At 39.8% G+C, this 20692-nt stretch carries 23 protein-coding genes and 1 pseudogene; 17 read left to right on the forward strand and 7 right to left on the reverse strand.

The genetic code is table 11. The features are described from left to right. Positions 1 to 690, forward strand: a 690-nt coding sequence (hemH, locus tag ABI367_RS11225) for a ferrochelatase (RefSeq protein WP_462229601.1), incomplete at its 5' end; no start/stop codon positions are given. A 62-nt stretch (positions 691 to 752) separates the two neighbouring features. On the opposite strand, the gene ABI367_RS11230 is transcribed toward hemH, so the two are convergent. The 3 genes from ABI367_RS11230 to ABI367_RS11240 all read right to left on the reverse strand — a co-directional run bounded on the left by ABI367_RS11230 (position 753) and on the right by ABI367_RS11240 (position 2069). Then, a complete protein-coding gene (locus tag ABI367_RS11230; protein ID WP_462229603.1) occupies positions 753 to 944 on the reverse strand; it encodes a hypothetical protein in 192 nt (63 codons plus the stop codon). A 167-nt stretch (positions 945 to 1111) separates the two neighbouring features. Then, positions 1112 to 1309 (reverse strand): hypothetical protein, encoded by a 198-nt coding sequence (locus ABI367_RS11235; protein ID WP_462229605.1) that lies wholly within the window; start codon positions 1307 to 1309, stop codon positions 1112 to 1114. A 175-nt stretch (positions 1310 to 1484) separates the two neighbouring features. Further along, a complete protein-coding gene (locus ABI367_RS11240) occupies positions 1485 to 2069 on the reverse strand; it encodes an RNA polymerase sigma factor (RefSeq protein ID WP_462229607.1) in 585 nt (194 codons plus the stop codon). A gap of 403 nt (positions 2070 to 2472) precedes the next feature. Here ABI367_RS11240 and uvrA point away from each other — a divergent pair, with 403 nt between their 5' ends. Next, positions 2473 to 5325, forward strand: coding sequence for an excinuclease ABC subunit UvrA (gene uvrA, locus ABI367_RS11245; protein WP_462229609.1), 2853 nt, complete (start codon positions 2473 to 2475; stop codon positions 5323 to 5325). Positions 5326 to 5556: 231 nt separating this feature from the next. On the opposite strand, the gene ABI367_RS11250 is transcribed toward uvrA, so the two are convergent. The 4 genes from ABI367_RS11250 to metK all read right to left on the reverse strand — a co-directional run bounded on the left by ABI367_RS11250 (position 5557) and on the right by metK (position 8734). Next, positions 5557 to 6294 carry a lysophospholipid acyltransferase family protein gene (locus tag ABI367_RS11250; RefSeq protein WP_462229611.1) on the reverse strand — a complete coding sequence of 246 codons (738 nt, stop codon included), beginning with the start codon at positions 6292 to 6294 and terminating at the stop codon, positions 5557 to 5559. A gap of 33 nt (positions 6295 to 6327) precedes the next feature. Then, a complete protein-coding gene (locus ABI367_RS11255) occupies positions 6328 to 6894 on the reverse strand; it encodes an NUDIX domain-containing protein (RefSeq protein WP_462229613.1) in 567 nt (188 codons plus the stop codon). Position 6895: 1 nt separating this feature from the next. Next, positions 6896 to 7408 carry a DUF3347 domain-containing protein gene (locus ABI367_RS11260; protein WP_462229616.1) on the reverse strand — a complete coding sequence of 171 codons (513 nt, stop codon included), beginning with the start codon at positions 7406 to 7408 and terminating at the stop codon, positions 6896 to 6898. A gap of 75 nt (positions 7409 to 7483) precedes the next feature. Continuing rightward, the gene (gene metK / locus ABI367_RS11265) at positions 7484 to 8734 is read right to left on the reverse strand and encodes a methionine adenosyltransferase (protein WP_462229618.1); all 1251 of its coding nucleotides are present in this window, start codon (positions 8732 to 8734) and stop codon (positions 7484 to 7486) included. A gap of 230 nt (positions 8735 to 8964) precedes the next feature. On the opposite strand from metK, the gene ABI367_RS11270 reads away from it, so the two are divergent. The 15 genes and pseudogenes from ABI367_RS11270 to ABI367_RS11340 form a co-directional block, all read left to right on the forward strand. Continuing rightward, positions 8965 to 9852, forward strand: a complete 888-nt coding sequence (locus tag ABI367_RS11270; RefSeq protein WP_462229620.1) for a diacylglycerol/lipid kinase family protein — start codon at positions 8965 to 8967, stop codon at positions 9850 to 9852. Positions 9853 to 9857: 5 nt separating this feature from the next. After that, positions 9858 to 10196, forward strand: a complete 339-nt coding sequence (locus ABI367_RS11275) for a translation initiation factor (protein WP_462229622.1) — start codon at positions 9858 to 9860, stop codon at positions 10194 to 10196. 428 nt (positions 10197 to 10624) lie between these two features. Further along, positions 10625 to 11455, forward strand: a complete 831-nt coding sequence (locus ABI367_RS11280; RefSeq protein WP_462229624.1) for a MotA/TolQ/ExbB proton channel family protein — start codon at positions 10625 to 10627, stop codon at positions 11453 to 11455. Between the two features lie 84 nt (positions 11456 to 11539). Beyond that, positions 11540 to 12154 carry a biopolymer transporter ExbD gene (locus ABI367_RS11285; protein ID WP_462229626.1) on the forward strand — a complete coding sequence of 205 codons (615 nt, stop codon included), beginning with the start codon at positions 11540 to 11542 and terminating at the stop codon, positions 12152 to 12154. Between the two features lie 6 nt (positions 12155 to 12160). Beyond that, positions 12161 to 12694 carry an ExbD/TolR family protein gene (locus ABI367_RS11290; protein WP_462229628.1) on the forward strand — a complete coding sequence of 178 codons (534 nt, stop codon included), beginning with the start codon at positions 12161 to 12163 and terminating at the stop codon, positions 12692 to 12694. Between the two features lie 35 nt (positions 12695 to 12729). After that, positions 12730 to 13548 (forward strand): energy transducer TonB, encoded by an 819-nt coding sequence (locus ABI367_RS11295; RefSeq protein WP_462229630.1) that lies wholly within the window; start codon positions 12730 to 12732, stop codon positions 13546 to 13548. A gap of 219 nt (positions 13549 to 13767) precedes the next feature. Next, on the forward strand, positions 13768 to 14685 hold the full coding sequence (locus ABI367_RS11300) for a PstS family phosphate ABC transporter substrate-binding protein (protein WP_462229632.1): 918 nt from the start codon (positions 13768 to 13770) through the stop codon (positions 14683 to 14685). Between the two features lie 25 nt (positions 14686 to 14710). Then, on the forward strand, positions 14711 to 16420 hold the full coding sequence (locus ABI367_RS11305; RefSeq protein WP_462229634.1) for a tetratricopeptide repeat protein: 1710 nt from the start codon (positions 14711 to 14713) through the stop codon (positions 16418 to 16420). Between the two features lie 77 nt (positions 16421 to 16497). Next, entirely contained in the window at positions 16498 to 16869 is a 372-nt protein-coding gene (locus ABI367_RS11310) for an NADH-quinone oxidoreductase subunit A (protein ID WP_462229636.1), read from the forward strand. A 219-nt stretch (positions 16870 to 17088) separates the two neighbouring features. Continuing rightward, positions 17089 to 17631, forward strand: a complete 543-nt coding sequence (locus ABI367_RS11315) for an NADH-quinone oxidoreductase subunit B (RefSeq protein WP_462229638.1) — start codon at positions 17089 to 17091, stop codon at positions 17629 to 17631. Further along, positions 17631 to 18134, forward strand: a complete 504-nt coding sequence (locus ABI367_RS11320; RefSeq protein WP_462229639.1) for an NADH-quinone oxidoreductase subunit C — start codon at positions 17631 to 17633, stop codon at positions 18132 to 18134. Before ABI367_RS11315 ends, ABI367_RS11320 begins: the two co-directional genes overlap by 1 nt. Before the next feature lie 4 nt (positions 18135 to 18138). Continuing rightward, complete coding sequence (locus tag ABI367_RS11325) at positions 18139 to 19350, forward strand: NADH-quinone oxidoreductase subunit D (RefSeq protein ID WP_462229641.1); 1212 nt, start codon at positions 18139 to 18141, stop codon at positions 19348 to 19350. Further along, on the forward strand, positions 19343 to 19864 hold the full coding sequence (locus ABI367_RS11330; RefSeq protein WP_462229643.1) for an NADH-quinone oxidoreductase subunit NuoE family protein: 522 nt from the start codon (positions 19343 to 19345) through the stop codon (positions 19862 to 19864). Before ABI367_RS11325 ends, ABI367_RS11330 begins: the two co-directional genes overlap by 8 nt. Before the next feature lie 3 nt (positions 19865 to 19867). Continuing rightward, complete coding sequence (locus tag ABI367_RS11335; RefSeq protein WP_462229645.1) at positions 19868 to 20047, forward strand: hypothetical protein; 180 nt, start codon at positions 19868 to 19870, stop codon at positions 20045 to 20047. Positions 20048 to 20107: 60 nt separating this feature from the next. Beyond that, a pseudogene (locus ABI367_RS11340) lies at positions 20108 to 20692 on the forward strand (NADH-quinone oxidoreductase subunit F); the annotation flags it as partial.

Genomic DNA, 20692 nt, shown 5'->3' on the forward strand with positions numbered 1-20692 from the left:
GCGTTAGAGCGGTTAAAAACTGCATTGGTGAGCGACATCAGGGTTATCCCATTGTTCCCGCAATATGCCTCGGCCAGTACGGGTTCGGTTTATGAAAAGGTAATGCGGCTGATCAAAGATTGGCCAACGCCGCCAAATATCTCGTTTCTCAATTCATTTCATGATAATGACCTGATGATACAAACTTTTGCCAATAACGCGCAAAAGTATAAGCCCGAAACTTACGATCATATTTTGTTCAGCTTTCACGGGCTGCCCCAAAGGCAGTTAATAAAATGTGATCATACCCACAATTACTGCTTAAAAGTAGAAGGCTGTTGCAATACGCTGAATGATACCAATAAATTTTGCTATTCGGCACAATCACATGATACGGCGCGGTTGATTGCCGAAAAAATGAACTTGACCCGCGAAAAATATACTATTTGTTTCCAATCCCGCCTGGGCAGCGACCCATGGGTTCAACCTTATACCAGCGAGATAGTTGCTAAATTAGCTAAAGAAGGCAAAAAACGCCTGCTGGTATTTTGCCCGGCTTTTGTTGCCGACTGCCTGGAAACTGTTTATGAAGTAACCGAAGAATACGGAGCCGAATTTAAAGCCCTTGGAGGCGAACATGTACAACTGGTAGAAAGTTTAAATGATTCGCCTTTGTTTATTGATGCTTTAGAACAACTGGTTAAAGGTTAAAATATTTAGCCACAAAAAAGCCCGGCGTAATTTCTTACCCGGGCTTTTTTTGTGGCTCTTTTTTAGCGCAAACTTTTAGAATGATCTAAAATGTGATGAATGGTTTGCAGTTTGGGGCTTTTTTTCAAAGTATCCAATTCTGCCCGTAGCGAATGATAAAATATCAGATCGTCACCTTCCAAATTGTCTGTCATATTTAGTTTCATCACTTCGTTTGCATTAGTGAGCTCGTTTTTTGTAAAGGTTTCACCCATAAGCTTTTCAGTAATTTGTTAAATAATAACGCACACTAATATATATTATTTTATAAAACCCAAATTATTTATTAGGAAAAATAATTTGACTTGATTTCCCCCTATATCGTATTTACTTCTTTATAATTAATTAATAATTATAAAACATCCCGCGTAAGTAACAATGTTTATTCTACCCAAAACATTATTTCAATATCATACCTTATTTCAAACGGGAGATTCTTGTTTAATATATATACAGAAATATTTTTGGTGCCTTTAATAGCCACACAATCCATTATTTTTAAGCCGGATGATTTAAAATAATCCTGATGCTTTTTTTCTATTGCATGAAGATAATTAAACGCAAATTGATACCCAGACATACTGATGATAGTTTAGCGTATAAAACTAATTCAGTATCAATTAATTAAAAATGACTACGGTCACTAAAATGGCTATTTTTTTAAACCATAGCAATGAAGAAAAAAAGCAATAATTAACTTTTGCGTTGGGAAAAAACTATTAAAAGGAAGTATTAGTTTAGATAATTATAAACAACTAATTTTTTAAACTCAGCTCTTTGGTTTGCATCATTTTGCGCAGGTTATTAAGAGCATAACGCATACGGCCTAAAGCGGTATTTATGCTTACGCCGGTAATGTCAGCTATTTCCTTAAAGCTCATCTCCCCAAAATGGCGCATTATTAAAACCTCTTTTTGCTCAGATGGCAGCAATTGTATTAATTTCTTCAGGTCCTTGTGGGTTTGTTCACGTACCATACGGTCTTCGGTGCTTTCATCATAGTTGCCCAGCACCTCAAAAATGTCAAAATCATCGCCATTATTTATTGTGGGCGCGCGTTTTTCGCGCCTAAAATGGTCAATAACCAAGTTGTGTGCAATACGGCTAACCCAAGGTAAAAATTTACCCTCCTCGTTATACTTATTAGCCTTAAGGGTATTTATCACTTTAATAAAAGTGTCCTGAAAAATATCTTCGGCCAGGTACTCGTCCTTAACCAACAGATATATAGAAGTATATATTTTTGACTGATAGCGGCGCAGCAACTCAACAAGCCCCGCTTCGTTACCATTAATATATAGATGGATTAGATCCTGATCACTTTGCAATTGAAAATCCATAGAAAATATCTTGCTTTAATAAATTGAATACAATATTTAATTTAAAGTAGAGTTTTATCTATAGTGCGGTCTCCTGTTGGGTTATGTTTCTTACTCAAATTTAAACAAATTTAAAGCAGAATAACAAATTACTTGCCGGCTATAGGTAGGCTCAAGGCTAATTTTAACTTATTTTAACATTTGAGTGTTAAAACATATAAAGGTTTAATGGGCCATCTGGTCAAATGAATGTAACCTATTGAAATATTGGGCAAAACCACCGTATTAAAAGTAAAACCCATTTGGATACGGCTAAAAATTTTAGGATTTTTGCATTTTGGAACGGTTCATGGTCAATAGATCATAGTTCATAGCGAAAGTTTGCTACAACTATGAACCATGAACCATGATCTATGAACTATAAATGAACGAAGCAGATAAAGATCCTCAACAAAATATTATTATAAAAGGGGCACGGGTACACAATTTAAAAAATATTGATGTGGCCATCCCCAAAAATCAGCTGGTGGTAATTACAGGTATGTCTGGTTCAGGGAAATCTTCCCTGGCATTTGATACGCTGTATGCCGAGGGGCAGCGCCGCTATGTAGAAAGCTTATCGTCATACGCGCGCCAGTTTCTGGGCCGCATGAACAAGCCTGATGTTGATTATATAAAAGGTATTGCCCCGGCCATTGCCATTGAGCAAAAGGTAATTACATCCAACCCGCGGTCGACCGTTGGCACCTCAACCGAAATATATGATTATCTGAAGTTGCTGTACTCGCGTATTGGTAAAACATTTTCGCCCATATCAGGAGGTGTTGTAAAAAAAGATACGGTTACTGATGTCATCAATTTTATTATGGCCATGCCCGACGAGGCACAGGTTACCATATTGGCGCCGCTGCACCCGCATAATGACCGCAGTTTGAAGGAAGAACTGGCTGTATTAATGCAGAAAGGCTTTGTACGGATAGAATATCAGGGAAAAATTGAACGCATTGAAGCGGTACTGGAAGATGAGACGATTGATAATAGTTCATGGTTCATAGATCTTAGTAATAAACCCAAAAACCATGAACCATCAGCTATTAACCATGATCCGCTAAGGATAGTGATTGACCGTGTTACCAAAAACAATGAAGACGAAACCATAAGCCGTTTAGGCGACTCGATACAAACCGCTTTTTTTGAAGGAAAAGGCGATTGTTATGTTCGCTACGCGGATGGTGATGCTGAAAAAGAACAATTTTTTTGTGACCGTTTTGAGCTGGACGGTATGCGCTTTGAAGAGCCTACCCCAAACTTTTTCAGCTTTAACAATCCTTACGGGGCCTGTAAACGCTGCGAAGGCTATGGCAAGGTTATCGGCATTGATGAGGACCTGGTTATCCCTGATAAAAGTAAAACCATTTACGAGGGTGCTATTGCCCCCTGGCGCGGCGAAAAAATGCGCGAGTGGAATGACGAGTTGGTTAAAAATTCTTTAAAATTTGATTTCCCTATACACCGCCAGTATAACCAGCTTACCGAAAAAGAACAACGCTTATTATGGACGGGCAATAAATACTTCCGCGGGCTGGACGAGTTTTTTAAGGAGATGGAGGCGCAAACCTACAAGATACAGTATAGGGTTATGTTATCGCGCTATCGCGGTAAAACTACCTGTCCTGATTGTAAGGGTAGCCGTTTACGCCCTGATGCCGCTTATGTAAAAATTAACGGCAAATCAATAACCGATGTAGTTTTAATGGCGTTGGATAAAGCGCTGGAATTTTTTAGCACTATTGAATTAAATGAAAATGATGCTAAAATAGGCAAGCGCCTGTTAATGGAAATTACTAACCGCCTGGTGTTTTTAAATGATGTAGGGCTAAGCTATTTAACTTTAAACCGGTTATCAAATACCTTATCAGGCGGCGAATCGCAGCGTATTAACCTGGCTACCTCATTAGGCAGCAGCCTGGTAGGTTCAATATATGTGTTGGATGAGCCAAGCATCGGGCTTCACCCGCGCGATACACAACGACTGATAGGTGTGCTTAAATCATTACGTGATGTGGGCAATACGGTATTGGTGGTAGAGCACGAAGAAGAGATCATGAAAGCTGCCGATCATATTATCGACATTGGCCCCGCAGCCGGTACGCACGGCGGCGAAATGATATTTTCGGGCACGTACGAGCAAATATTAACTGATGATAACAGCTTAACGGGCCGTTACTTAAGTGGGAGGGAAGAAATTGCCATACCAGCCACCCGCCGCAAATGGCATGACTTTATCGAAATAAAAGGTGCCCGCGAAAACAACCTGCAGCATGTAAATGCTAAGTTCCCGTTAGGGGTGCTTACGGTGGTTACGGGCGTATCAGGTTCCGGCAAAACAAGTTTAGTTAAGCGTATACTGGCACCGGCTTTACAAAAAACGCTGGGTAACTACTCTGGCGAGCAAACCGGGAGTTATGACAGCATTGAAGGCGACTACCAAAAAATTGAGCAGGTAGAGTTGGTCGATCAAAACCCTATTGGCCGCTCATCGCGCTCCAACCCGGTAACTTATGTAAAGGCCTGGGACGAGATACGTAACCTGTATGCGGCACAACCGGTGTCTAAAGCTGCGGGGTTAAAGCCATCAGCTTTTTCGTTTAACGTAGAGGGCGGCCGCTGTGATGTTTGCCAGGGTGAGGGAGAGGTAAAGATAGAAATGCAGTTTATGGCTGATATTTTCTTGACCTGCGAGACCTGTAACGGGCAACGCTTTAAACAGCATATACTGGATGTTACTTATAATGAAAAGAATGTAGCCGAGGTACTGCATTTAACCATTGATGAAGCGCTGGAGTTTTTTGCCAAAGAACCAAAGATCATTGCCAAAATAAAGCCATTGGCAGATGTGGGTTTGGGTTATGTACAGCTAGGACAATCGTCAAACACCCTATCAGGTGGCGAGGCACAACGTATTAAGCTGGCATCCTTCCTGGTAAAAGGTAATAACGCCCATAAAACACTATTTATTTTTGATGAGCCAACCACAGGGCTGCATTTTGATGATATAAAAAAACTACTTAAATCATTCAACGCGTTGTTAGATCATGGCAATACCATCATCGTAATTGAGCATAACATGGATGTTATTAAATGTGCCGACTGGGTAATTGATATTGGTCCCGAAGGTGGCGACAGGGGCGGTAAAGTGGTGTTTGAGGGTTTACCGGAAGACCTGATCAAAGAAAAGGATAGCTATACGGGTAAGTTTTTGAAGGAACGGTTTTAATAACAATATCTTGCGCTGGTAGTTCCCCAGGAAGGAAATTATATCCGGTTTTTATAGTACTCCGAACACCTATTGTGATAATACCAATCCAGTCAAAAATGGCAGAAAAGGCAGATGAATTTTATGGTTAACACCATTTTTTATTAAAGTATTGATTGCCAATAAATTAAGCTTATTTTTTGTCGAAATGTGTTAAGTTATGTTAACCCCTTTTACCAAAAAAGCCTTGTTTTATACCTGCCCCAATTTTTCCTTGATCCTATTCTCTGCTGCTAAAACGAGTTCTACCGCAGTGCCGGTGGTTGGCTCAATGGGTTCAAGCACCTCCCAGGTGATGGGTGTAAAGGTATTCATGGGATAAAAGCCATATTGTATCATCTTCCATGAATCTTTTATAGCTATGGGTACTATAAGCGCGTCAGGGCATTTTTTTAATATAGTGGCAATGCCTGCCGATTGAAACTGTTTTACCTTTCCAATTTTTGAGCGTGTGCCCTCCGGAAATATAACTGCCGACCATTTATTGTCGCGCATCCTTTCGGCAAACTTTATCAGTTCGGTAATAGATTGGCGCGCGTCTTTACGGTTAATGTTGGCACCGCCGCCATGTTTTAAATTGTATGATATGGACGGTATGCCTTTAGTAAGCTCCACTTTTGATATAAACTTAGCGTGGTATTTACGTAAGAACCATATCAGCGCAGGTATATCAAATAAGCTTTGATGATTAGCCACAAAAATAATGGACCGACCCACCGGCAAATTTTGCCGGTTTATAAATATGATACGGTTAAACAGAATATAAGCTGTACTGGTTAAAAAGAAGTTCAGTATGTCAACCGACTTTTTATGTGCTTTATACCCTCCTAAATTAAAACATAGCCACTGTATAGGTTGAAATATACAAAGTATCAGTAAAAATGCAATAATAGCTATGGGCGACAGAAAATAGCCAAGAAATTTTTTCATACGATGGCTAAAATAAAAATTATTCGATACTTATTAAACTATGCGGCCTTCAATTAACAAAAGCTTTACCCTTAATATAGCGGCTACACTTATAGCATCGGTTATCTCATTGGTGCAAACCATGCGGTAGACTTCGTCAAAGGGCAATTTCCTAATTATTAATTGTTCGGTATCTTCCGGCTCGGCCTCAAATTGTTCAAGCCCCCGTGCCAAATAAATAATATTTAATTCATCAGTTACCGAGTTACTTAAATGCATCTGCTGTAGTTCGGTCCAGCTATTAGCTTTTAACCCGGTTTCTTCCAATAGTTCGCGTTTAGCCGAATCTAACGGATCAATATCCAGGGGTCCGCCGCCTTCAGGCAGTTCCCAGCTATATTGATTTAAAGCAAAACGGTATTGGCCCACTAAATAGGTGTTTAATTCGTCATCAAGCGGGATGATACCTATTGCATAGTTTTTATAATGCACTTTACCATAAATGCCCGGGTTGCCAGCCGGGTTAATAACCTGGTATTCGGTTAAGTTAATCCAGGGGTTATCATATACAGCCTTTTCGCCGGTAATTTGCCAGGGGTTTTCTTCGTGTTTATTACCCATATTATAATTTAACAGCCTGTAGGGTTTCCTTGGTTTCGCCACAGGTTGGCATTTTGCTGCCGTAATAAGGGTTTTTTATAGCGCTGGCCTCACTTAACCAATATTTCTTCTTCATTGGACAGTATTGCTTATATAAGGTAGCGGTGTTTAATTTAAGGGCTTTTAAAACAGCCAATATATTGACCGATAAATTGGCAAAATGCTCGCGTTGGTGATCTATATCAGTAGTTTCACTAATATGCCTGCTATCAAAACTTAGTTTATCTGCATAAGCCAGCCAGGTTTTGCGCTGGGCCGCATTCATCTCTTTGTCTGATACCGTACTTATGGCCGCCAATAAGGTGGCCGCACAGGCCTGGGCAACGGGCGCATTATCAATTACCAATGCGTTTTTAAGCGCAAGGTAGTTTTTAATAACATTGTTAACGTCTTCGGTTAAAGCTGGTGTAACGGCCTTTACGGTGCCCAATGCTGCCGAAAATATAATTAATAAAAGGATGGTTAGTTTTTTCATTGCAAAAAGTATTAAATAAAAAAAGAGCGATGAATATTCATCACTCTTCAAAGTTAAATATTTTATGTCAGCAGATTATAAACCAAAAGCTTGTTTTACTTTATCAACGTAATCCAGTTTTTCCCAGGTAAACAATTCAACTTCACGTTCCAATATACTGCCGTCATGAGCGGTAAATTGTTTTTTAACCGTGATGCTTGGTTTACCAAAGTGGCCATAAGCTGCAGTTTCGCTATAAATAGGATTGCGCAGTTTAAAGCGGGTTTCAATAGCGTATGGCGTCATATTAAATATGGCTTCCACTTTTTTAGCTATCTCGCCGTCGTGTAAGCCAACTTTACCGGTACCATAAGTATTTACGTAAATACCCATAGGCTGCGCAACACCAATGGCATAACTTACCTGTACTAACACCTCATCACAAACGCCGGCTGCAACCAGGTTTTTAGCAACGTGGCGGGTAGCGTAAGCTGCAGAACGGTCAACCTTTGATGGGTCTTTGCCAGAAAATGCTCCACCGCCGTGAGCGCCTTTACCACCATAAGTATCCACAATAATTTTACGGCCGGTTAAACCGGTATCGCCATGCGGTCCGCCAATAACAAATTTACCGGTTGGGTTTATATGGTATTTAATAGCATCATTAAAAAAGTGCGCATATTTAGGATACTTAGCTTTAACACGAGGTATTAATATGCTGATGATGTCTTTGCTGATTTTAGTCAGCATAGTTTTTTCTTCGTCAAAATCATCATGCTGCGTTGAGATTACAATGGCATCAATACGTACCGGTTGATTGTTATCGTCATATTCTAACGTTACCTGCGATTTTGCATCCGGACGAAGGTATTTAATGTCTGTATCCTCGCGGCGTATGGCAGCAAGCTCTAATAACAAAGCGTGGGCAATATCCAACGCCAATGGCATATAGTTATCAGTTTCAATAGTGGCATAACCAAACATCATACCCTGGTCGCCGGCACCTTGCTCTTCTTTAGCCTGGCGCTCAACACCCTGGTTAATATCAGGCGATTGCTCATGTATGGCCGAAAGTACACTGCACGAGTGGCAGTCAAACATATATTCGCCTTTGGTATAACCAATTTTTTTGATCACATCGCGGGCAATTTTTTGTACATCTAAATAAGCTTTAGATTTTACCTCGCCGGCTAAAAACACCTGACCGGTAGTTACCAAAGTTTCACAAGCTACTTTTGATTCCGGATCAAAAGCTAAAAAGTTATCAATTAACGCATCTGATATCTGGTCAGAAACTTTGTCTGGGTGCCCTTCAGACACTGATTCGGAAGTAAATAAATACGACATATTTTTTATATAGTTTTTAAAGTATAAAGGGGGGATTTAACTGAACACAGTAAAGAAGCATTGGTTTTAGCACTTTTTTACGTGGTTGCAATCCGGCCCCTTTTTACCATTTTTAATGGTATCAATAAGGGCAACTAAATCAATCCACTTTTCGGTCAAAAATAAAACAATTTTTGCAAAACCGAAAATACATTTACTTTTGGCGGCATACAGTATATTTTATAGTTGATTTGAAACGAAAAGCCCTGTTTATTGTAAACCCTATATCCGGAGGGAGAAAGAAAGACGATGTGCCGGGGTTGATACGAAGGCACCTGGATGTTGATGTGTTTGATTATACCATTGTTTTTACCAATAGTGTTGCACATGCACGTGAACTTGCTTTTGAAGCGGTTGATAAATACGATTTAATAACCGCGGTAGGGGGTGACGGAACTGTTAATGAGGTCGCATCTGCCCTGGTTGGTACCAACTCTTTATTGGGTATAATTCCATGCGGTTCGGGCAATGGGTTATCCCGCTTTTTAGATATCCCTATGGATATAAAAAAGGCTATAGAGAATTTAAATACCGGGCATACCGAGCTTATTGATTCGGCCGAGGTTAACGGACAGCCTTTTTTTAATATGGCCGGTATAGGTTTTGATGCACATATAAGCCAGGTGTTTGCGCATAATAAAAAGCGGGGTTTTATAACTTACATTAAATCATCAATAATGGAAGTGGCTAAATATAAACCGCAGCATTATCATATCGAAATTGATGGACGGACTTATGAACTTGACGCATTTATGCTTAGCATAGCAAATTCGTCGCAATACGGCAATGATATGCATATATCACCGTGTGCTTCCGTACAGGACGGTTTGCTGGATGTATGTATAATAAAGCCCTTCCCGTTATACAGTTTCCCGCAAATGGGTTTGCGGATGCTTTTTAAAACTACCGACAAGTCCAAATACGTAGAAATAATTAGGGGAGAACATATAATTATTAAAAGAATAGCCCCTGGCCCTATCCACCTTGATGGCGAACCACAAATTGCCGGTACCGATATTAAAATAAATGTACGGCCAGGCTCGTTAAAGGTAATTGTAGGGGCAGCTTATAAAAGCTAATAGCTATGTCAAAAAAAAACAAAAACTATACAGGCGTTGTTTATTCCACAGATTCGGGGTTTGAGTACCAGGAAGTAAATGATCATATTAGTACTTTGCCCCCGCAGCAGCAAAACCTTAAAATATATCTCGACCGTAAGGGCGGAGGTAAATTAGTTACCCGTATTACAGGCTTTATAGGTACTGCAACCGATTTAGAAGAAATAAGTAAAAAATTAAAATCAAAATGCGGAGTGGGTGGTTCTGCTAAGGATGGAGAAATTTTGATTCAAGGCGATTTTAGAGAAAAAGTATCAACTTTGCTCCAGTCCGACGGATTTAAAACTAAAAAAGCAGGTGGCTAACTAAAAAATTAGTAATTTTTTAGTTTTATGAAAATTTCTAACAATTGTTAAAAAAAACGAATAATTTACTAAATTATAGGTTAACAACGAAAAAAAAATCCAAAAAAACGATTTTTCAGACTAAAAAAAAATGATTTCTTTCGATTATAACAGTATAATTACATAAATTTTATACACATAGGCTTGTTAATATAAAAAATTATAGGTTTTATTGTAAAATATTGTTTGGGGATAACAGACTATTTTTGGTTTCGGTACGTTTTATGACTTTTAAAAAACTACTAAACCTGCCAATAAAACCAATGTAAATTAAAGTGTTATAAAAAGTTTTTTTATTTCATTTAAATTCTAATTTTGTTATCCGCTAAAAAAATGCGCAATTAACTAACTAATAAATAAACAAAAACTAAAAACTAAAATTTAAAGTAATGGCAAACGCACCAACAAAACCAACTACTACTGTTAAAAAAGAAGGCTCAGGCTCGAGCTTGTTTGCAACCCTAACTATCCCTTTATGTATTGCTGTAGCAATTATCATATTCATGTTTATACTTGGCGATCCAAGTCACTTTAAAGGTGGAATTGTGGAAAATGGTGAACCGACAGATATTTATGGAACTGTACATAGTGGTGGCGTATTAGTACCATTGGTAATGTCATACGTATTAATGGTAATCGTGTTCTCTATCGAAAGATTTATCGTTATCGGTAAAGCATCAGGCACTTCAAGTGTTGATACATTTGTTAGAAAAATACAAGGCTTCCTTACCGCCGGTAACATTGACGCTGCTACTGCTGAGTGCGACAAACAAAAAGGTTCTGTTGCTAACGTGATCAAAGCCGGTTTGAAAAAATACAAAGAAATGGAAACTGATGCAAGTTTAGATGTTGATCAAAAAACATTGGCTATACAAAAAGACATTGAAGAAGCTACCGCTTTAGAAATGCCTATGTTAGAGCAAAACTTAACCATCATAGCCACCCTGGTATCTATTGGTACATTAACAGGTTTGTTAGGTACGGTTGTGGGTATGATCAAGGCCTTCGCCGAATTATCAGGCGCCGCTACTAACACAGCAAGATTATCATCAGCTATCTCTGAAGCATTGGTTAACACTGCAATGGGTATTACTACATCTGCATTATCAATTGTAATGTACAACGTATTTACCTCAAAAATTGACGGTTTAACTTACGCCATTGACGAAACCGGATTCAGCATTGTACAAACATTTGCTGCGTCACACAAAAACAAATAAATTTTAGTGTTAATATCCCGGCCCTGTAAATAATGGGGCCGGGAGTTAATAAATTAAATAACACTAATTTTAAAATAAACAATTATGCCTAGAGTAAAAGTTGGAAGAAAAAGTACAGCAATTGACATGACCGCCATGTGCGACGTGGCTTTCCTTTTGCTTACCTTTTTCATATTATCAGCAAAACCTAAAACACAAGACCCGGTTCAGGCCGCTGTGCCTGCTTCAACATCAAACTTTGCTATACCTGAGAATGATTTTTCTACTATTACCGTTGGTCAAGGTAAGGCTTTCTTTAATGTGCAGGGTGCTGATGTGCGTGTACAAACGTTAAAGCAAATGGGCCTCAAATATAAAATTGCCTTTACGCCTGATGAGGAAAAAGTATTTGCCAACACCGAATCATTTGGTGTACCGATAAATGTTTTAAAGCAGTTTTTAAACTTGCCTAATGAGCAAAAAAGTAACTATAAGCAACCTGGTATACCTGTTGATACAACTGCGAATAACGAGTTAAGCGATTGGGTACATGAAGCCCGTGTTGCTGATAAATACTTGCATAATGCAGATTTGCATATAGCTATAAAAGGCGATAGCAAGGAAGAATATCCTACTATACACAAAATCATCAGTACTTTGCAAAAGCAAAAAGTTAACAAGTTTAGTTTAATTACAAATTTAAAAACGGTAACAAAATAAAAAATTATGGCAGAATTAGATACCTCCGGCGGGGGTAAAAAAGGCGGCGGTAAGGTAAGAAGTAAAAAGCAGTCAACCCGCGTGGATTTAACAGCCATGGTTGACCTTGCATTCCTGCTGATAACCTTTTTTATCCTAACCACCACTTTGCAGAAGCCTAAGGCTATGGATTTGGTAATGCCGGATAAAGATGAAAAAACAAAACAACAATTGCCGGTAAAACAATCAACCACAATGACCATTTTGTTAGGTTCAAACAATCAGTTAGAATGGTTTGTGGGAATAGCAGGTGCTACGCCACCAACCAAAGAAGGGTATGGCAAAAACGGCATACGGGCAACGTTGTTTGAGCAAGCTAAAAAAATAAAAGCTACCACCGGCGAGGATATGATGGTAATTATTAAGCCTAGCGATAAATCTAATTACAATAACATGGTTAGCGTAATGGATGAATTGAATATAACCGGCAATATCAGGCGTGCTATAGTTGATATAACACCTGCTGACATTGGCTTGCTGAAAAGAGACGGGATATATTAATAACAAAATTAACGTAAAATTTAAAGCTTAAAATAATGCTCGGATCTAAATTAGACATATTAAAGCAGGAATGGATCGACGTTGTTTTTAACGGCCGTAATAAAAGTTATGGCGCCTACGAATTAAGGAAAAGTAACCCTAAGAATACCAACAAAGCGTTGGTGTACGGTATTATTTTCTTTGTGTTTGTTATATCGTTAAAAACAATTATCAATAAAATTGAGGGGTTCATTCCTAAACCAGAGGTTAAAATGAAACTTACTGATGTGGTTTTAACTCCTCCGCCGCAAGAGAAGAAAAAAGAAATACCACCACCGGTAGAGCCGCCTAAACCCAAAAACGACGTGCTTAAGTTCCCGCCGCCGATTGTAAAGCCGGATAATGAAGTAAAGGAACCACCACCTACCGTACAGGAATTAAAAGTGGCCGACCCGGGGCAAAAGGACATTAAAGGTGACCCTAACGCTGATATACATATTGACGAACCTGTTGGTAACTCGGACCAAAAAGCAGTGACCGAGGATGTTAATAAGATTTATACTACAGTAGAGAAGTTGCCGGAATTTCCGGGTGGTTTGGCAAAGTTTGGCCAGTACCTGTCCAAAAATATTCGTTACCCGGCTGTTGACAGGGAGAACAATACAACAGGTAAAGCGTTTATGCAGTTTGTGGTTGAAAAAGACGGCTCTTTAACTGATATAAAAGTATTGCGTTCGCCTACACAGGCTATGGGTGACGAGGCTACACGTGTGTTAAAAGCTTCGCCAAGATGGGTGCCAGGTGTACAAAATGGCCGCCCGGTACGGGCACAATACACTATTCCAATTTCGTTTACATTGGATGGCGGCGAATAATAATGACATTAAAATTTAATGATAGGCAAAAATCGCTCAAAAGGCGGTTTTTGCTTATTATAGGCATAATAACATTCATAGGTTTTTGTACCCTGGGGGGTATGGTAATGTTTTGGCAGGGATTACCTGTACAGTTAACAGACTGGCAAAGAAAAATATTTGGCGCAATGATTGTTTTATATAGCGTTTTACGTTTTTCGAGGTTGTTAAAAAAGGATAATGAATAAGATTAAAGTAATTTTTTTTGTTGTTAGTGCTTTAATTATATTGCAATCTTGTAAACAAAAACCGGCAACGGTGGTTCACCAGGATTCAATAACAACGGGCGAAGCTACTTTTACCGCTGATGAATCATGCCAGCCTATTGTTGACGAGGAAAAATATGTTTTTAGTCAGCTAAATGATAAAGCAAAGGTCAAGATACTTTATCGGTCAGAAACTGATGCTTTAAGACTTTTGCTAAATGATAGTGTAAGGTTGGCTATATTGACCCGGGATTTAAATGCCGACGAGTTAAAATTATTAAACAGCAGGAATTTGCCGCCTGATGTTCATCGTTTTGCTATTGATGCCATTGCTTTAATTGTCAACAAGGCGTCAAATGATACGCTAACATCAGTAGGCCAAATAAAGAAAATGCTTAATGGGCAGACTAAAACAAACGTAAATATCGTTTTTGATAACGGAAATTCAAGTTTAGTGCGATATTTAAAAGAGTTTTCAAGTAATGCCAATTTTAAACTAAAGAACATTTTTGCACTCAAAAACAATAAAGAGGTTATAAAATATGTAAGCGAACATCCGGAGGCATTAGGTATAACAGGCTTTAGCTGGTTAAATGACCCGGACAACGATTACAAAGATGCGGTGAATAACGTGAAGATAGTATCAGTTAAGGACGAAACCAGTAAAACGGCCCCTAATCAATACTTTAAACCTTCGCAAAGCACATTAGCCTTAAAACAATACCCATTGATAAGGGGCCTATACGTTATAAATTGTACAGGTAAATGGGGATTAGGCACGGGTTTTGCCTATTTTTTGATTAATGAGCAGGGCCAACGGGTTATTTTAAGATCGGGAATATTACCTGATTCAATACCTGAAAGAGAAATAAATATTAAGAATACATTTTAATAAACATATAAATTATAAACACGAGATGAAAATAATCAGTAAAATAGCTAATGTAGCGTTGGGGCTGGTACTAGTTGGTTCATCGGTTTTTGCACAAAGCCTTGATGATGCTAAAAAAGCTATAGATGCCGAGCAATACCAGAAAGCTAAAGCCATGCTTAAAAACCTAACGGTTACACAAGCAACAAAAGATGAGAACTTTTTTTACCTGGGATGGACCTATTTGCAGCAGGATCATATTGATTCGGCCAAAATGACTTTTGCTAAAGGCATAACCGTAGATCCTAAATCAGCACTTAATTATGTAGGTTTAGGCGTGGTAGCGCATTTAAATAAAAATGCCACTGATGCAACCACTAACTTTGATCTGGCTGCCAAGTATACCTCGAAAAAAGATTCAAAACCATATATATATATGGGCGAGGGTTTATTAATACCCCTGCCGGGCAATAAAGCGGTAAATGGTGCTGACGCTGATGCTGCTATTACAGCATTGACTACAGCCACAACAAAAGACCCTAAGGATGCAGAAGCCGCATTAGCATTAGGGAATGCTTACCGTTCTCAAAATAAATCTACCGATGCTTATACGGCCTATACCAACGCGTTGTCGCTTGATCCAAAATCACCGGCAGCACACGTTGCCGAGGGTGTATTATGGAGCAACGCGCATAACTTTGAAGATGGCATAGCGCAATACAAACAAGCAATTGCCCTTGACCCTAACTTTGGCCCCGCTTACCGTGAATGGGCCGAAACAGATTTGGCCTGGTCATTTGACAGCCGTGCCGTTGCTGTAGAAAAGATTAACGAGGGCGTTGAGAATTATAAAAAATACATGAGTTTGACCGACGAGTCGGACGAAACCTTAATGCGTTATGCCGACTTTTTGATCAACGCTGGTAAATGGAAAGAATTGCAGGAAGTTGCCGCTAAGCTTTCTAAAAGCGCAGGCAGCAATATACGCGCGTACCGCTATTTAGGTTATTCAGCTTATGAAAATAAGGACTACCCTGCAGGCTTAAACGCTATAAATAACTGGTTTGCTAAAGCCGAGCCTGTGCGTATTTTACCGCGTGATTATTTATACCTGGGCCGTTTGCAAATTGCTACAGGTAAAGATACCGTAGCCGGAATTGGTAATTTGAAAAAAGCTGTTCAATTAGATAGTTTACTAGGCGAACAGGCAAATGGTGAAATTTCAGGTATCTATCGTAAGCAAAAAAAATATATCGAAGGAGCTGATTTCTATATGGAGATCGCTAAGAAAGCGCGCCGACCTGTAAACGATCTTTTAAATGCAGGTCAATTATATTATTTTAGTTTTGGTCAAAAACCTGATTCTACATTATTAACAAAAGCTGATTCAGCATTTAGTTATGCACAACATAAATATCCTGACCTTTACCCTGTTATTTATGTATATCGTGGCAGAATTGCAGATATAAGAGACGCTAAAGATTTAACAAAAATGGCAGGCCTTGCCAAGCCATATTATGAAAAGGCAATAGAGCTATTTACAAAGACCCCTCCTACCGATACAAGGGGTAAAACAAACTTTGCTGAATCCTATGCTTATATGGGCGGGTATTATTTGTACCATGATAAAGATGATGCCAAGGCGATGGAGATGTACACCAAAGCCAGGGAGTTAGATCCGGAAAACAAACAGGCTAAATTCTATTTTGATAATAAGGCCGCTGCCGCTGCTGCACCTGCTAAAAAAAGCAAGTAATAGTATACTTAAATAAATAACAAAGGCCTCTTTAATAGAGGCCTTTGTTATTTAACTACCATTTGTATATTTGCACCATGGAAGTACAAAGTTTGCCCGTTAATTATTTGCCTATCATTTTCCAGATGTTGGTGGCTGTTGCTTTTGTGGTTATCGTCATGTTCGTCACCCATAAAATTGGGCCCAAGCGTGTAACTAAGGATAAATTGACCCCGTTTGAATCGGGTATAGAAGTTATTGGTAACGCGCGTACACCTATATCCATCAAATATTTTTTGGTGGCCATACTTTTTGTGCTGTTTGATGTAGAGGTAATATTTATGTACCCCTGGGCCGTAAACTTTCATGAGCTGGGCAAAACCGGCATGGTAGAGATGTTCATCTTTATGGGTACGCTGCTGGCAGGCTTCATCTACGTTATTAAAAAAGGCGCGCTGGACTGGGATTAATAAAAGCGCGCTGTCATGGTGAGCTCCGTCGAACCATACGTGCGAAGGCCAATGCGCGCATCCTTCGATAAACTCAGGATGACACTCGGCTTTTTGAGTTTGTTTAGACTGATTCTAAATACATTTCACTTAGCCCACAAACATTATTTTCAGTGTTATTTATTATAAATTTGCGCTTTCTGATTTTTTTATTGGAAAGGTTTTTGTGTTTATATATTCATGAGTGATATTCAGATTGTTGGCGCTCCCGCGGGAGTAGAAGGTTCAGGATTTTTTGCTACCTCGATAGATAAGGCTGTGGGCCTGGCCCGGGCAAATTCATTATGGCCCTTGCCTTTTGCTACATCATGCTGCGGTATAGAATTTATGGCCACTATGGCATCGCATTATGACCTTTCGCGTTTTGGTGCCGAGCGTTTAAGCTTTTCGCCCCGCCAGGCCGACCTGCTGATGGTTATGGGTACCATTGCCAAAAAAATGGGCCCGGTACTGCGCCAGGTTTACCTGCAAATGGCCGAGCCGCGTTGGGTAATGGCCGTTGGCGCCTGCGCATCAAGCGGTGGTATATTTGATACCTATTCGGTTTTGCAGGGTATTGACGAGATAATACCGGTGGATGTTTACGTGCCCGGCTGTCCGCCACGCCCCGAAGCTATTATTGATGGCTTTATGCAGATACAAAACCTGGTGAAAACTGAAACCGGACGCAGAAGGAACGAGCCAAAATATCAACAATTATTAGCTTCATACGGCATACAGTAATGGGTAAAATAACAAACGAAGAGCTTTTAAAGAATATACAAGATCAGTTTGCAGATAAAGTGACCGTAATTGGAGAACCTTACGGCTTGCTGACTTTAGAAACCAGCCGCGAAAGTATTACTGAAATTTTGACGTACTTAAAAAATAGCCCTGCACTACAGTTTATATTTTTAACAGATATTACAGGTATTCATTACCCCGAGCAGGAAAAGCAAATTGGTGTTATTTACCACCTGCATAGCCTGGTTAATAATGTACGTGTGCGTATTAAAGTATTTTTGGCTGATGGTGATGTACACATCCCTACGGCAACTACTATTTGGGATGGCGCCAACTGGATGGAGCGCGAAACCTATGATTTCTTCGGGATCATATTTGACGGGCACCCCGATTTGCGCAGGATATTAAATGTTGACGATATGACGGCCTTCCCGATGCGGAAAGAGTTCCCGCTGGAAGACCCGAACCGTGTAGATAAAAAAGATTATTTTTTCGGAAGATAAGAGCATGCAGAACCACCCGGTATATACAGATAACGATCCGCAAAACGAACTATCGACCCTAAACTTAGGGCCAACGCACCCGGCCACGCATGGTGTGTTTCAAAACGTGTTGCAGTTGGATGGTGAAAGAATTGTAAGTGGTGTATCTACCATTGGCTACATACACCGTGCTTTTGAAAAAATTGCCGAACACCGCCCATTTTACCAGATAACCCCATTAACTGATAGGCTTAACTATTGCTCATCACCCATTAACAACATGGGCTGGCACATGACGGTTGAAAAGCTGTTAGGCATTGAAACGCCAAAGCGTGTAGATTACCTGCGTGTTATTGTAATGGAGCTGGCCCGTATATCAGACCATATTGTATGCAACGGTGTATTGGGTGTTGATACAGGTGCTTTTACGGGTTTCTTGTACATGATGGAGTTTCGCGAAGCGATATATGAAATTTACGAAGAGGTTTGCGGCTCGCGCTTAACAACCAATATTGGCCGTATAGGCGGGTTTGAGCGTAACTTTAACGCCATAGCCTTTAGTAAACTGCGCAAGTTTTTGGTTGACTTCCCTAAAGCGTTAAAAGAATTTGAAGCGCTGTTTACCCGTAACCGCATATTTGTTGACCGTACCAGAGGTGTGGCCGCGGTTACTGCCGAAACTGCTTTAAGCTATAGCTGGAGCGGCCCAATATTACGTGCTGCCGGCGTTGATTATGATGTAAGGGCAATGAACCCCTACTCATCATACGAAGATTTTGAATTTGAAGTACCCGTAGGCGATAATGGCGACGTTTATAACCGTTTCCTGGTGCGTAACGAAGAAATGTGGCAAAGTATGCGCATTATTGAACAGGCCTTAACCAAACTGGAAAAAGAGCCATCAGATATTTTTCATGCCGATGTGCCTGAGTTTTACCTGCCGCCAAAAGAAGAAGTTTATAATAATATGGAAGCCCTCATCTATCACTTTAAAATTGTGATGGGCGAGATACCTACCCCCAATACCGAAGTTTACCACTCGGTTGAAGGTGCCAATGGCGAGTTAGGTTTTTATTTAGTGAATGATGGCGGCCGTTCGCCGTACCGTTTACACTTCCGCAGGCCAAGTTTTATAAATTACCAGATGTATGCACCCATGAGTAGGGGGATGTTATTGTCTGACGCGATAATTAACATGAGTAGTTTAAACGTTATAGCGGGAGAGTTAGATGCTTAGAGTTGAAGATACCGTACAAACACCGGTAGAATTTTCGCCGGAGTTGTTAAACAAGTTTGCTGATATAGTGAGCCGATATCCCGAAGGGAAACAAAAATCGGCCCTGCTGCCTATACTGCATTTGGTACAAGCCGAGTTTGGCTGGGTAAGCCCATTGGCAATGGATAAAGTTGCCGAATATTTAAAGCTTGAACACATTGAGGTTTACGAAGTAGCTTCATTTTATAGCATGTATTTTTTACGTCCGCAAGGTAAATATGTGTTAGAAGTTTGCCGTACCGGGCCATGTTGCCTGGTAGGTGCCGAAAAGATAATGGATCATATTGAGCAAGCTTTAGGCGTTAAAGAGGGCGAAGTTACACCCGACGGCTTATTTAGCTGGCGCGGGGTGGAGTGTTTGGCCGCCTGCGGTTTTGCACCGGTTTTACAAATTGGCCCTGAATATACTTTTTACGAAAAATTAACCAATGATTCGGTTGATAAGCTTTTAAGTGATTTAAGAGAAAAAAGGTAAGGTATGGATGGCGTAAGTTTAATATTAGCAGATACTTTATTTATAGCTGTTTTAATTTTAATACTTGCCAACCATAGCATAGAAAGAAATGCCATTATATTGGTACCGCTTATAGTAATAGCATTTGCAACCTGTATAATAAGGCATATTAATCATTATGATGAAACCGGAAGGATCTATTAATGATAACGAAAAAAGAAAAATCATTACCGCTCAATTAAGCGGTAAAATATATTAATAGTAATGGCACGCAAATTACTTTTAGAACATATAAACGTACCCGGCATTAATACATTTGAGGTGTACCGCTCAAAAGGGGGTTATGCTTCTGTTGAAAAAGCCTTGAAAACCCTAACTCCCGAAGAAATTGTGGAGGAGGTTAAAAAATCGGGGTTACGCGGCCGTGGTGGTGCAGGTTTTCCTACCGGGATGAAATGGAGCTTTTTGGCCAAACCCGAAGGCGTTGAGCGTTACCTGGTTTGTAATGCTGACGAATCTGAACCCGGTACATTTAAAGACAGGTATTTAATGACCTATCTGCCTCACTTATTGATTGAGGGGATGATCGTATCCAGCTTTGCGCTGGGTGCCAAAACATCATACATATACGTTCGCGGCGAAATGATGCCGCAAATACGCATACTGGAAAAAGCCATTGCAGAAGCAAAAAATGCAGGTTTTTTAGGTAAAAATATTTTAGGCACGGGTTACGACCTTGAACTTTATGTACAACCCGGCGGTGGCGCCTACATTTGCGGCGAAGAAACTGCATTGCTGGAATCATTGAAAGGTAAGCGCGGCAATCCGCGAATTAAGCCTCCTTTTCCC

The organism is Mucilaginibacter sp., from assembly GCF_039935595.1.
In the GTDB taxonomy this organism is placed as follows: domain Bacteria; phylum Bacteroidota; class Bacteroidia; order Sphingobacteriales; family Sphingobacteriaceae; genus Mucilaginibacter.